Source organism: Marinomonas rhodophyticola, assembly GCF_026113935.1.
In the GTDB taxonomy this organism is placed as follows: domain Bacteria; phylum Pseudomonadota; class Gammaproteobacteria; order Pseudomonadales; family Marinomonadaceae; genus Marinomonas; species Marinomonas rhodophyticola.
In genome coordinates, this window is sequence record NZ_JAPEUL010000006.1 from 37,969 (window position 1) to 51,413 (window position 13,445).

Here is a 13,445-nt window from a genome sequence, read left to right on the forward strand (position 1 = left end):
TTACAGACCCATGTTGTTATGAATACGATAAAACAAGGCTTTTAGATATTCCGTTTCTTCAATCGCTGGATGCACCGGATGATCTGGTGCTTGCGTTCCACGGTATATTAATTGCGAAAAACGCTCTAGTTGACGACTGTTACTGCGAATAATATCGTGCAAACGCCCTGTCTCTAAATGCATAGAGCAAGAACCTGAAACCAAAACCCCCTTTTGCAACCAAACGCATCGCTAACTGGTTTGCTCGGTGATAAGCCCCTTCACCTGCTTTAATGTCTTTACGACGAGCAATGAAGGCAGGCGGATCCATAACAACCACATCAAAACGCTCTTTGTCTTCGATCAAAGACTGCATGGCTTCAAAAGCATCCCCGTGCATCAAGTTAGAAACGCCTTCGTATTGGTTCAACTTCAGGTTTTCATCAACATGACTCAAAGCACTTTCAGACGCATCAATGAAAGTCACGTCGGTCGCCCCTGCGGACGCTGCTTGAACCCCCCAGCCCCCAATGTAGGAGAAAACATCTAACACCCGTTTACCATCACAAAAACCTTGCATGGTTTTGCGGTTTTCACGATGATCATAGAACCAACCAGTTTTTTGGCCATCCCAAACAGGCGCTTGGAATAACACACCGTTCTCTTGCAAGAAAACCAATTCCGGAACGGTACCAAACGCTTCTTCCACATAGGTTTCAAGACCTTCAATCTGACGCATCTTGCCGTCATTTTTCATCAAAATAGCCGATGGTTTCACGACATCTTGTAGTGCTTCAACTATCTCGTCTTTCACACGCTCCATGCCTGCTGTGGATATTTGTACCACTAAAATATCGGCAAAACGATCCACGACTAAGCCAGACAAACCATCCGAATCACCAAACACAAGGCGATAATAAGGCGCAGCATAGGTAAGTTCTCGCAAAGATAACGCTATCTTTATACGATGAACCAAAGTCGATTTATTTAAAAAAGTATCCGTGCTGCGGCTCATTAAACGACCACAGATCAATGTATTAGGATTAATTGTCGCAATACCAAGAGGTTTACCTTGTGCTGTTTCGACAACAACCTGATCCCCTGGAGTAAATTGCTTTAATGGCGTCGCAGCGGTATCTACCTCATTGCTGTAAATCCATTGATGCCCAGCTCTTAGACGGCGATCAGCTTGGCCTTTTAGTCGAATAACACTCAAAATTTTCACCCAGTATATTAAAAAACGCTATTATAAAGACTCTAGATTCAATTGCTACGAATTACGTAGCGGTAAAGTTACTTGCCTTAAAGAAGTGTGTCCATGTCATCTACATTAAACGAAAATCAACTCAAGCTTATTTTGCAAGGCATCAGCATACCACCACAACCACAAATCATGGTGGACTTACACATGGAACAAGCCATGCCGGATCCTGATATAGCACGTATATCAGACATTATCTCGCAGGATGTGGGCCTTTCCGCCGCCGTACTAAAACTTGTCAATTCCGCTGCTTTTAATTTACCCAGAAAAATAACATCAATTCAACAAGCCGTCATGATACTGGGAACAAATAGCATCACCAATATAGTCAATGGCCTAGCCGTAAAAAGTGAACTGTCAGACGACGCAATAAAATCCCTTCACAGTTTTTGGGATACCGCTTCCGACGTAGCGGCGATTTGCTCAAGCTTAGCCCTCCAGTTAAAATTTAAATATCACAATGAATGCTATGCCCTAGGCCTTTTCCATAACGCGGGCATTCCCCTCATGCTAAAGCGCTTTAATAACTATAAGGAGATATTAGAAAAGGGCTATCAAGATCCGGATTTCAGATTAACAGATTTTGAAAACCAAGCATTTAAGACCAATCATTCGGTGGTGGGCTATTATCTCGCGAAATCTTGGGGCATCCCCAAAAGCTGTTGTGCTGTCATTGCGAAGCACCATCGTATCGACTATTTATTTACCAATCGAGTACCTGGAGACAACATCAGTCTAACCTTCGCTGCCATTCTAAAAATGGCGGAGCATATAGGATCCACCTATCGACACATAGGCAATGCTGAAGAGGACTATGAATGGAAAAATATTGGGCATCTCGCGTTGGACCATTTAGAGCTGAGCGAATACGAATTTGAAGGAATGATCGAAGTCTGCCACGAACAAGGCATTGGAACCATTTAGCTTAATTGCTACTCGCTTGAATAAAATGCCTATTGGCATTTTATTCATTGGCGCTGGAACATAACCAAATGATCTAAATGCACACTCAAACCAATCTCTTGACCCACCGCATGGTTATGATGAGAGGACGCGAAACAATACACCACCTTTCCGGAAGACAACTTTACGCGATACAAAAAGTGCGAACCTCGAAACCACTTACTGACGATCACACCAACAAATTCACTATCGTCATCATGTAAAATATCATCGGGACGAACCAATAAGTCCACTAAAGCATGATCTGCAAAACCATGATGCAACTCGCCACGAATATTGCCCAAATCAGAATGTACACAATCGGGACCACAAACCGTCGCAGGCAAAAAATCACCATGACCTATAAAGCTGGCGACAAATCGAGTCTCAGGCCGATGATAAATTTGATAAGGAGACCCTGTTTGATGAATCACACCAGCATCCATAACAGAAACTTGATCAGCCATAGCGAAGGCTTCCATCTGATCATGAGTAACCAAAAGCGCACTCATTTTTTCGTGTTGTAAGATGGCCCGTATATCCGGCACCAACTCTTCTCTTAACTTAGCATCTAAGCCAGAAAAGGGCACTTCATCCATCAGTAGTAGTTTCGGCTTGGGCGCAATGGCGCGAGCTAGGGCAACACGCTGCTGCTGACCACCTGAAAGTGAATGCGGATAACGCGCGTGAAACCCTGTTAAGCCAACCAAATCGAGTAAATACATGACCCGTTGCTGAGCCACCTCTTTCGGCCAAGCCGACAAGCCAAAAGCAATATTTTGTGCAATAGTAAGATGAGGGAACAAGGCAATATCTTGAAACACCATACCAATGTGTCGGTGCTCTGGATTAACACTAATAGTTTGACTGGATATCACCTGATCGTCGACGCATATTTCTCCCATCATCAATGACTCAAAGCCAGCAATTGCACGTAACAAAGTAGACTTACCACAACCACTCGGTCCGAGCAGGCAGCCAATTTGCCCTTCCATCAACTGAAAAGACGCATTTTTGACGACAGCGTTACCATCGTAGCCCACTGAAACATTAGTCAATTTCAGTTCTTTTAACATGGAATGAGAAGATAACAAGGTCATATACAATCCTATTTTGAGCTACCAATATGCGAGGCGATAGAGCGGCTCAACAAGATAACCGGCACCAAGCCTACCAGCACTATCATCAACGAAGCGGGAGCCGCATCAATAAGCCGTTCATCAGAAGCCAATTCAAAGGCCCTAACAGCCAAAGTATTAAAATTAAAAGGCCGTAGCACCAAGGTCGCTGGCAACTCTTTCAATACATCAACAAAAACAATCAGCATCGCCGTCAGCACAGAGCCTTTTAACAATGGAATATGAATTCGACTTAATACCTTAAAAGATGACATGCCAAGTGAGCGTCCCGCCATGTCCATACTGGGCTTAATTTTTCCAAGGCCGTTTTGCACGGCACCTAAAGACACCGCCATAAAGCGGACGGTATAGGCAAATAAGAGTGCGACAAGCGTACCTGAAAAAATCAATCCGACGCTATCCCCCGTGTAATGACGAACAAAATCAATCAATCTGTGATCCAGCCAAGCCAACGGCACAATAGTACCAATCGCAATAATCGTCCCTGGTAGAGCATAACCTAACCCCGCAATACCCACCGATGCTGTCACACTACGAGTCGGATTTAAGCGTATGGCATAACTCAACACCAACGCCAAACTGACCACAATTAAAGAGGCAATAGCCGCAAGATAAAAGGAGTTCCATGCCAACTGAATAAAGTTTGCACCGGGGTTTTCCGCTTTAAACATCGCCCAATATGCCAAAACACTCACCGGTATAAAAAAGCCAACGAGAATGGGCAATAGACAAAAACAACATGCTATTGAAGCCCATCCCACCTTTTAATACCATACGCCGATTGCTGGCTTTTTTTAGACCTGATGAGTGATAGCGGATACGGTGTCGAGAATACCGCTCTAATAAAATTAACATGGCCACAAACATCAGCAAAACGCCCGCTAATTGAGACGCCGCTGAGACATCCCCAAATCCATAAAAAGTCCGCAAAATGCCCGTGGTAAAAGTATTCACACTAAAATATTGCACGGTTCCATAGTCAGCCAAGGTCTCCATTAACGCCAAAGTAAGACCCGTCACAATGGCAGGACGAGCAAGAGGCAGCGCCAAACTGAAGAACATCCGACGACCGGAATAACCCAAAGTACGGCTAACCTCTAAGGTGTTCTCCGACTGCTCTAGAAAAGCAGCGCGGCTCATCAGATACACATATGGATAAAGCACCAAAGTTAGCATCACTATCGCACCACCAAGAGAGCGTATTTCGAAAAACCAATATTCTCCATAGCGCCAACCAGTAAGCTCGCGAATAAAGGTTTGCACAGGTCCAGCAAAATCCAATACGCCAGTATAGGTATAGGCAATAATGTAGGCAGGCATGGCCATAGGCAAAAGCAAAGCCCAGGATAGGAATGAGCGACCAGGAAAATCACACATGCTAGTCAACCAAGCACAAGGGATACCAATAACCAAAACCCCTATACCTACGCCTAGCATCAAAAGAAGAGAATTCGAAATGTACTCAGCCAATACGGTCTGATAGAGATGGCCCCAGACCTCACCATCGGCAATTACAACGTTGATCAAAACAACCAATATAGGCAAAGCTAAAATAGCGGCAATCAATATTGCCGCTATTTTTAAACCATTCCACTGGAGTTTACTTACCGAACTAGAGCGAGGTACATCTGCCATTAAAAATCAAAAACCAAGTAAAAAAAGACACAGTTCACAAATACTTTTTATTTCCAGCCAGCAATGTCCATCAGCTCAACGGCTTGACGATTGTTCTCTCCCAGCTGACTTAACGAAATCGTATCCGCACGAAACGCCCCAAAAGGCGCTAACATCTCTGGAGCACCAACACCAGATACAACAGGGTATTCATTATTCACATGAGCGTACCACTCTTGCGAAGCATGATTGCTCAAGAACTCCAGCAACAATGTTGCGTTCTCTATGTTGGTCGCAGCCGCCGTCACACCAGCACCACTTACGTTAACATGAGCGCCGCGTTCATCTTCGCCTTGGTTAGGCCAAAATAACTTCAATTGCTTATATACATCTCGCTCTTCGGCTTTATCGCTTTGACCAAGACGGCCAAAATAGTAAGTGTTCGCTAACGTTAAATCGCAAACACCAGCAGCAACAGCCTTCAATAGATCGACATCGCCACCAAAAGGCGGGCGTGCTAAATTGGAGACCAGCCCTTTAATCCAAGCCTGTGTTTTTTCTCGACCATCCGCTTCCAACATAGATGCAACCAGAGATTGATTGTAAACATTGGCGGAGGAACGCACACAAATTCGACCTTTCCATCTTGGATTAGCAAGATCTTCGTAAGTCGACAAGTCTTTTACTGATACTTTTTCTGGATTATAAAAAATCACCCTAGCACGTTGCGACAAGCCAAACCAGTAGCCCTCACTATCACGTAAATGACTCGGAATATTAGTATTTAAAATATCGCTATTGATTGCTTGTAAAACACCTGCCATCTTCGCTCGGTGTAAACGGCCAGCGTCAACCGTGATAAAAATGTCCGCAGGACTGGCGTCACCTTCGGCTTTTAAGCGGCTTAATAGTGCATCAGCAGACCCAGTAATTAGATTCACTACGACATCATTTTCTGCTGAGAAAGTGTCTAGAACCGGCTTAATAAGCGACTCTTGGCGAGCGGAATAAATGTTCACTTCGCCTTTTGCCTGTGCCCCCATGGACAACAACAAAGATGACATTAGAGCAACCACACCAAGACAATGTAGGCGCAATTTTTTCTCCTGCGGCTTTTCAAGCACATTACGTAACAGCACTGACATATTCACCTTCTAAGTATGCTCGCTTCTATGATTAAAAAGGAGGTGTCTTGCTAAAGAGACAATTATCCCTCTCCAAAGGCACAATATAAAACCATAAAAAAATGAGATAAGAAATTAGCACAACACTATGGTGAACACTAGCGATTCTCATTTATTTAACAATGAAAGCGGCATATCAAAGCCAGTAAAAACACGAAGAAAATGTTTAATGAAGTAACTGATTTAGCCCATCATTAATAATCAAAGCATCATCCAACTCATAAACAATCCCTTCTGGCAGACCTGCCGCTGTTGCCACAGCATAAGGGAAACCTTCCCGAATCAAGTCTGAATCGCGCTCAGTTCGGATACAAGCATTCAAATAACAAGCTAAATTTAATACACAAGAAAGTGGGTCAGGTTCACCATTTCCAAATGGACGCTTGTGATGCTGTATGGCGTAGCCTAGAGCAACAGGGAACTTCCATAAATCCATCAGTGCTCGTCCAGCATCCTGAGAGGTAAAACCTAATAAATCTTGCTCAGCTTTCACTCTTCCTGCTTTCCGGTTTGCGACTAAGGATTGAATCTCTTGAGCAATAGTAGGCGCGGTAAGGTGCAGTAATAAACGGCCAATATTGTGAACAATACCGACAGTAAAAGCTTCATCGACTTCAACCAAAGGCGTCCGCTTAGCAAACCATTGTGCAAGCTCGGCAACGCGGAAGGAGTCGGCCCAAAAATCAGTCAGCTTCAATCCATCCACTTTTGTCACCGAATTCGAAAAACCCGATGCTATCACTAAGGTCTTCAATCGATCCGTGCCAAGCAGTACCGTTGCTTCATCGATGGAAGATATTTTTCTCGATAAGCCAAAGTAAGCGGAATTTACCACACGCAAAACTTTTAATGCGATGGTCTGATCATGGGACACACGCTCACTGATATCAGAATATTTCGCATTTGGATCACTAAGCAGCTGAATCAATTCACGGACAATATCGGGAACGTTAGGAAGCTTATCTGTTTGCTTCAAAAGATCTTGGATTTGCATACCACTCTGCCTTGTTTATTCGTCGTATATATCGAGTCTATGCAGAATATGGCAGCGAGCATTTTTTGCAACCACTTCTTTGTAACCGCTTGTTTGCAAGCAGGTTCTTTGTACAAAAATAGTAACTAAACACTAAAAAACAACGAGATATGCCAATTATTACTCAGTAAAAGCTAAGAAAATGACGATAATCCCGCAGCACGAGCAACCAGCTTTCTCTTTAACGAGGTATTACGATGAAATTGTTTCATGCCGATATTTCTTAATTGAACCAACAGTGGTTGCTGGGTTGAAAATAAGCGCTTAAACGCTTCCATTCCTGCCGCCATGGCGATGTTATCCAACATACGGGCACGTTGATAGCGGCGTAACACCTTGCTAGATCCAAGATGCTCGCCACGTCGATGGGCTTTTTCAAGCACTTCTACTAGTGCTTTCACATCACCAAAACCCAAGTTCGCACCTTGTCCAGCTAATGGATGAATCGTATGCGCAGCATCACCAATTAAAGCCAATCCAGCTTTGACATATTGCTTTGCGTGACGCTGCCTTAATGGAATCGCTTGACGAACTTGCGTTATCCCCAAAACATCAAAACGCTTATTCATCGCGTAATGCAAGCGACGACAAAAAGCGTGCTCATCAAGTGCCATCAAAGACTTAGCCTCATTGGGCGGCACAGACCAAACAATGGACACGTAATGCTTTTGCGCGACAGACGGAAGTGGAAGGAAGGCTAAAATGCCTTCTTCTCCAAAGCTCTGCCAAGCGGTGTTTTGATGGGATTGAGCGATTTCTATGGTGGTTACGATCGCGTGATGACCATAATCCCATTCGAGTGTATCAAACGCATTTTCGGTGCGCAGTTTTGATAAAGCACCATCAGCAGCAATCATGACTTGCGCTTCCAATATTTGACCAGAAGACAGCTCAGCTCTAACCCTAGATTCACTTAACTCATGAGATTCAAGAGTGTCACTTAAATACAGATCAACACTCTTCAGAGCACGAACTCGTGTCATCAACTGCTGATTTAATACCGCATTTTCAACCAAGTGACCAAGTTCAGGCATCGCCGTAACCTGAGCATTAAAGTCGATAAAACCATCGCCAAGGCCATCCCAAACCACCATATTGTCATAGCAAGCAATGCGACTTTTGTCTATTCCCTGCCAAACCTCAGCGCTTTCAAGCAAGGCTTTGGACTGACTAGATATTGCGCTAACGCGTGCATCATAAGCAGGTGGAACAGACAATAAGTACTCACCATCATGTTGATCAATCAGGGCTATTCGCAAGGAAGACTTAGCCAACAAAATCGCAGACAAAGCACCCACCATACCAGCGCCCACAATAATCACATCATACGACTTAGCCATTTCATTTACCCCGTTTTATCACTCTGGTGATTATCGACATCAGTCCTAGCGACTTTCCGCCATTAAAGCCTCAATATCTCTTATTTCTTTTGGCAGACCATGGGTCAAAACATAAGGACCATCGGCACGAATCAACACATCATCTTCGATACGGATACCGATACCTCGCCATTTAGCGTCTACAGACTGATTGTCAGCAGACACATATAACCCAGGCTCTATAGTCAGCACCATACCTTCTTCTAACAAGCGTGACTCACCGGCAACTTTATACGCGCCACAATCATGCACATCCAAACCTAACCAATGCCCTGTATTGTGCATATAAAAGTCTCTGTATGCCTTGCTCTCGATCAGGAAATTCACATCCCCAGACAACAATCCATGAGCAACCAAACCCTCGGTTAACGTTCGAACCGCAGCATTATGGCAGGCTTCATAGGGTGTTCCCACCGTCAACTCTTTCATACCCGCGTGGTATGCATCTAGCACTACTTGATACAAAGCCGCTTGTGGCTCACTAAATTTACCGTTGGCAGGGAAAGTACGCGTTATATCTGCAGCATAACACCCAAGCTCGGCGCCAGCATCAATGAGGATCAGATCGCCATCCTCGATCACTTCATCATTTTTTATGTAGTGCAAAACACAAGCATTACAGCCTGACGCCACAATATTGTTATACGCGGGCTGGCGCGCACCGGATTTCATAAAAACATAATTCAATTCAGCTTCTAGCTGATACTCCTTCATTCCTGGACGCACACAACGCATAGCCTGCTTATGCGCCTCAACACTGATTTGCGCAGCCACCTCCATGATGGCTATTTCTTCAGCCCCTTTTCTCAAGCGCATTTCAGAAACAACAGGAGAGAGATCCATAAAGCTTGTTGGAGCAGACGCTCCCATCCTGACCTTTGCCGCAATCGCATCACGCCAGCTGGCTATTTTTTCACGTAAAATAGTGTCATTGAACAAATAAACTACGTGCGCGGTACCATCTAAGGCAGCAAAAGCCACATTATCTAATTCCGCCAATACCGCCGCTTTTGTCGCGCCAAATTCAGAAATCGCGCCAGCCGTACCAAATCGAAAACCATCCCATTGCTCTTTTTCAGGGTCTTTGGGTAAAGTAATCAAGGTCATCTCACCCTTTGCTTGAATCAAAGCGTAAGCGCTGGGTTCTGGAAATCCTGTTAAGTAAAAAAACTGCTATGAGGACGAAACTCATACTCACAATCGTTATTGCGAGTTGACAACTCACCAGTACGTATAATAACCACACTGTTTTCTGGTAAAGATTGCATCAAACGCTCACGGCGAGCCTGATAAATTTGAGTATCGATTTTCATAGAAAGTCTCACTTAGTCATTGTTATTCCATTCGATAATAGCGATGAAATATTGCTATCATCAATCTAGTGCAAGGAATTTTGTTTTGTGTGGTCAACATCAGGGTTGATATCATGGTGTTCTGTGTACAGCATCATCGCTGACAATCTCACGTATTCAACCAATTCCGTTAAATCCGCTTCATTGTCATTATTATCTTCCAAAGCGCGCATTTCTGCTTGCATGCCAGAAATATTGGCAAAATCACGCAAAATTTGCTTGGTTTCATCAGACAAATTATTTTTTTGACCTGATAAACCATAACCGGCTAAAAATCCATGGGCCCATTGCGCCAAAGTCACGCCTCTTTCGCATAATTCAGCATCTTCATCGGAAATGCTCGGCACAAGCGCAAACTCACCATTTTGAAACAAAGTAAGCGTTGCCGTATAAAGCTCAATAATGACTGCACGACTGGCTTCTTCTTTCCAACCTTCGATGTCACAAAACTCCACCACCATGGTCAGCCAATCTTCCAACGGCAACGCCACACCAGACGCTAGATAGCCACATAGCTGACCGTGCAACTCTGACGGTGACGCCGTGATGGATTCGGTAACAAATACATCCGCGATCAAATCAAAGTCTAATGCGTCTTTTAACATTTCTGTGGACATAATATGTCACCTTATTACTGTTCTATTCTTAAAAAGAAGCCGCACCGAATGGCGCGGCTTTTATATGACAGTGAACCTTAGCCTAATTGTTTAAGACCAGATTCCAATGTTTGCAAAATCAAGGTATTGATGGTCATCGGTCCAACGCCACCAGGAACGGGGGTATAAGCCGCAACACGATCCATCAAAGGAGCAAGTTCAATATCGCCAACACCACCTGGGTGATAACCGGCATCAACGACCACAGCACCGTCTTTAATCCATTCCGCTTTGATGAATTCTGGCTTACCTACCGCTCCCACAATGACATCAGCTTGTTTCACAAACTCAGACAAATTTTGCGTGCGAGAATGACAAATCGTCACGGTCGCATTGGCGTTCAACATCATCATCGCCATAGGTTTACCAAGAATAGGACTACGGCCTACTACCACAACATGTTTACCTTCTAGGTTCACATCGTACGCTTTAAGCAAACGCATAATGCCAGCTGGCGTGGCGGCACCATAAGCAGGCTCTTGCATTGCCATGCGACCAAAACCAAGACATGTGACACCATCTACGTCTTTATGAGCCGCAATCGCATCAAAGCATAGGCGTTCATCAATTTGCTCAGGTACTGGGTGTTGCAACAAAATACCGTGTACATCTGGGTTGTTATTCAGCTCATCAATCTTATCTAGCAGCTGCTGCGTAGTTGTTGTGTCGGGTAACTCAATGGCCATAGAGTCCATCCCAACTCGACGACAGGCATTGCCTTTCATCTTCACATAAGTGGCAGATGCTGGATCCGCTCCCACTAAAATTGTCGCTAAAATTGGGGTGCAACCGGTGCGCTCTTTAAGCTCGGTAACTTGAGCCTGTAGGCGGTTTTCAGTTTCTTTGGCGCAAAGTTTGCCGTCAAGAACCAGTGCAGTCATGAATGAGCCCAGTAAATAAAACAGTGATGTATTGAGGGAGGCGCATTATACCTCAACTTTTGCCTCGATACGCAGTGCCAAAGCCAATTTGTTCGGCAAAAGCGCGAATCCCTTATTTTCAGCTAAGCAGGTTCTAAATAGTCTATCAGCAACTGTAAATTACGCTGCCCACGAAATTCATTAACATCTAGCTTATAAACCAAACGTGCTTGTGTCGCTTTATCATTGGGCCATTGATCTAGATCGACAAAAAAGCTAATCGCATCTAACAAAAGTCCACTGCTCGGCTCACGAACCATAAGTTTCAAATGTTTTTCACCGACAATACGCTGCTGTAAAATATCAAACACACCATCAAAGCAAGGTTCCGGAAACATCTGTCCCCATGGGCCAGATAGACGGACTTGCTCTGCAAAGCTCAAGCTAAAATCTTCTGGCGCCAGTGGTCCATCGGTCAATAATGTCGCTTCTAATTGCTCTGGTGTCACCCATTCCGTAATAATGGCATCAAACGCCAAACGAAACGCTTCGTAATGCGATTCTTTGATGGACATGCCAGCCGCCATAGCGTGACCACCAAATTTACTAAGCAACTGTGGATAGCGTTTGGCCAATAAATCCAACGCATCACGAATATGCACTCCAGGAATAGAGCGTGCTGACCCCTTTAATTCATTTTCACCAACGCGGGCAAACGCAATGACAGGACGATGACACTTATCCTTCATCCGCGATGCCAAAATCCCAATCACTCCTTGATGCCAGTCCGCGTCGTAAAAACACATGCCGTTTGGCATGTCTTGCTCGTCATCTAACAGGGATGACAGTACCAACTCTGCCTGCTCTTTCATGTCTGATTCAATGGCTTTGCGCTCGCGGTTAAATTGATCCAACTGCTGTGCATAATCACGCGCCTGATGCGGATGCACCGCCAATAAACACTCAATGCCAATCGACATGTCATCCAGACGACCTGCTGCATTCAGTCTCGGACCAACAACAAAACCCAAATCCGATGCTTTTAACTGAGTATAATCACGACGCCCTACTTCTAATAAAGCAAGAATGCCGGGACGTGCCAAACCCGCTTGAATACGCTTGATGCCTTGCTGAACAAGAATGCGATTATTAGCGTCCAAAGGCACCACGTCAGCCACGGTTCCAAGCGCCACGAGATCCAAATAATCGGCCATTTTTGGTTCGGGTATATGCTGCTCGACAAACCAATTTCGACGTTTTAATTCTGCACGCAGTGCCGACATCACATAGAAAATAACCCCAACGCCCGCTAAGTTCTTACTTGGAAAACTGCAATTAGGATGATTGGGATTGACAATCGCATCCGCACTTGGCAAAGCGTCGCCTGGCAAATGATGATCCGTCACCACCACTTTCATGCCGTAATTTTTGGCCGCCAACACACCATCAATACTGGCAATGCCATTATCAACTGTCACCAAAACATCTGGAGATCGCGCTTGTGCCACCTCCACAATTTCAGGTGTTAGTCCGTAGCCAAATTCAAAGCGATTTGGCACCAAATATTCAGGTGCAATGGCCCCCATCGCTTCTAAAGCCAATATGCCTAAACTGGTGCTGGTCGCCCCATCAGCATCGAAGTCACCAACAATCAAAATTTTCTGACCCGCCATAATAGCATCGGCCAAAATTTTCGCGGCAGCGGTTAAATCAAACAAAGAATCCGGTCTTAACAAGTGCGGTAAACGATAGTCCAACTGAGCGACAGACATCACATCACGAGACAAAAAGACTCGCTGTAACGTCGCAGACATAGTCGAAGGAAAGTCATTTGGCTTGGTGGCTGGTAACACTCGGCGTTCAATACGCATATTTATCTCAAAATCGGGATTAGCAGATTCCCTAAGAATAACACGAAAATGGCCACTCACGCGCGACTTGCCGTCTCTAGAACAAAGACTCTTACATCGCACGACCGCTTCATTAAAAAAATAAAATGCTTAAAAATCAACCCCATAAAACCATTAGGCTTTGTTACATTCGCCG

Annotated in this window: 9 protein-coding genes and 3 pseudogenes; 1 reads left to right on the forward strand and 11 read right to left on the reverse strand. The window is 44.6% G+C overall.

The window, feature by feature from the left end; all coding sequences use genetic code 11:
- Nucleotides 1–1,195: pseudogene (locus tag ONZ52_RS06020) on the reverse strand (class I SAM-dependent rRNA methyltransferase).
- A 102-nt stretch (nt 1,196–1,297) separates the two neighbouring features.
- Between ONZ52_RS06020 and ONZ52_RS06025 the strand changes: the two are divergent.
- Nucleotides 1,298–2,164 (forward strand): HDOD domain-containing protein, encoded by an 867-nt coding sequence (locus ONZ52_RS06025; RefSeq protein ID WP_265217800.1) that lies wholly within the window; start codon nt 1,298–1,300, stop codon nt 2,162–2,164.
- Between the two features lie 44 nt (nt 2,165–2,208).
- Here the strand turns inward: ONZ52_RS06025 and ONZ52_RS06030 are convergent, their stop codons facing one another.
- The 10 genes and pseudogenes from ONZ52_RS06030 to recJ form a co-directional block, all read right to left on the reverse strand.
- Nucleotides 2,209–3,282 carry an ABC transporter ATP-binding protein gene (locus tag ONZ52_RS06030; protein WP_265217801.1) on the reverse strand — a complete coding sequence of 358 codons (1,074 nt, stop codon included), beginning with the start codon at nt 3,280–3,282 and terminating at the stop codon, nt 2,209–2,211.
- 8 nt (nt 3,283–3,290) lie between these two features.
- Nucleotides 3,291–4,956, reverse strand: a pseudogene (locus tag ONZ52_RS25295) (ABC transporter permease).
- A gap of 47 nt (nt 4,957–5,003) precedes the next feature.
- On the reverse strand, nt 5,004–5,999 hold the full coding sequence (locus ONZ52_RS06040; RefSeq protein ID WP_409419864.1) for a Fe(3+) ABC transporter substrate-binding protein: 996 nt from the start codon (nt 5,997–5,999) through the stop codon (nt 5,004–5,006).
- Between the two features lie 286 nt (nt 6,000–6,285).
- The gene (locus ONZ52_RS06045; protein WP_265217803.1) at nt 6,286–7,113 is read right to left on the reverse strand and encodes an HDOD domain-containing protein; all 828 of its coding nucleotides are present in this window, start codon (nt 7,111–7,113) and stop codon (nt 6,286–6,288) included.
- A 173-nt stretch (nt 7,114–7,286) separates the two neighbouring features.
- Nucleotides 7,287–8,492 carry a UbiH/UbiF/VisC/COQ6 family ubiquinone biosynthesis hydroxylase gene (locus tag ONZ52_RS06050; RefSeq protein ID WP_265217804.1) on the reverse strand — a complete coding sequence of 402 codons (1,206 nt, stop codon included), beginning with the start codon at nt 8,490–8,492 and terminating at the stop codon, nt 7,287–7,289.
- 45 nt (nt 8,493–8,537) lie between these two features.
- Nucleotides 8,538–9,401: a M24B family metallopeptidase gene (locus tag ONZ52_RS06055; RefSeq protein ID WP_418139093.1), complete on the reverse strand. Its 864-nt coding sequence runs from the start codon at nt 9,399–9,401 to the stop codon at nt 8,538–8,540.
- Between the two features lie 138 nt (nt 9,402–9,539).
- Nucleotides 9,540–9,844: pseudogene (locus ONZ52_RS25300) on the reverse strand (aminopeptidase P N-terminal domain-containing protein); the annotation flags it as partial.
- A 65-nt stretch (nt 9,845–9,909) separates the two neighbouring features.
- Complete coding sequence (locus ONZ52_RS06065; protein ID WP_265217807.1) at nt 9,910–10,500, reverse strand: UPF0149 family protein; 591 nt, start codon at nt 10,498–10,500, stop codon at nt 9,910–9,912.
- A gap of 77 nt (nt 10,501–10,577) precedes the next feature.
- Nucleotides 10,578–11,420 (reverse strand): bifunctional methylenetetrahydrofolate dehydrogenase/methenyltetrahydrofolate cyclohydrolase FolD, encoded by an 843-nt coding sequence (gene folD, locus ONZ52_RS06070; RefSeq protein WP_265217808.1) that lies wholly within the window; start codon nt 11,418–11,420, stop codon nt 10,578–10,580.
- Nucleotides 11,421–11,542: 122 nt separating this feature from the next.
- Nucleotides 11,543–13,270: a single-stranded-DNA-specific exonuclease RecJ gene (gene recJ, locus ONZ52_RS06075; RefSeq protein ID WP_265217809.1), complete on the reverse strand. Its 1,728-nt coding sequence runs from the start codon at nt 13,268–13,270 to the stop codon at nt 11,543–11,545.
- Nucleotides 13,271–13,445 lie beyond the last annotated feature (175 nt).

Coding starts and splice junctions, on each gene's coding strand:
- ONZ52_RS06025 (WP_265217800.1), top strand. CDS start 1,298: ATGTCATCTACATTAAACGAAAATCAACTCAAGCTTATTTTGCAAGGC.
- ONZ52_RS06030 (WP_265217801.1), bottom strand. CDS start 3,282: ATGACCTTGTTATCTTCTCATTCCATGTTAAAAGAACTGAAATTGACT.
- ONZ52_RS06040 (WP_409419864.1), bottom strand. CDS start 5,999: ATGTCATCTTTGTTGTTGTCCATGGGGGCACAGGCAAAAGGCGAAGTG.
- ONZ52_RS06045 (WP_265217803.1), bottom strand. CDS start 7,113: ATGCAAATCCAAGATCTTTTGAAGCAAACAGATAAGCTTCCTAACGTT.
- ONZ52_RS06050 (WP_265217804.1), bottom strand. CDS start 8,492: ATGGCTAAGTCGTATGATGTGATTATTGTGGGCGCTGGTATGGTGGGT.
- ONZ52_RS06055 (WP_418139093.1), bottom strand. CDS start 9,401: ATGGGAGCGTCTGCTCCAACAAGCTTTATGGATCTCTCTCCTGTTGTT.
- ONZ52_RS06065 (WP_265217807.1), bottom strand. CDS start 10,500: ATGTCCACAGAAATGTTAAAAGACGCATTAGACTTTGATTTGATCGCG.
- folD (WP_265217808.1), bottom strand. CDS start 11,420: ATGACTGCACTGGTTCTTGACGGCAAACTTTGCGCCAAAGAAACTGAA.
- recJ (WP_265217809.1), bottom strand. CDS start 13,270: ATGCGTATTGAACGCCGAGTGTTACCAGCCACCAAGCCAAATGACTTT.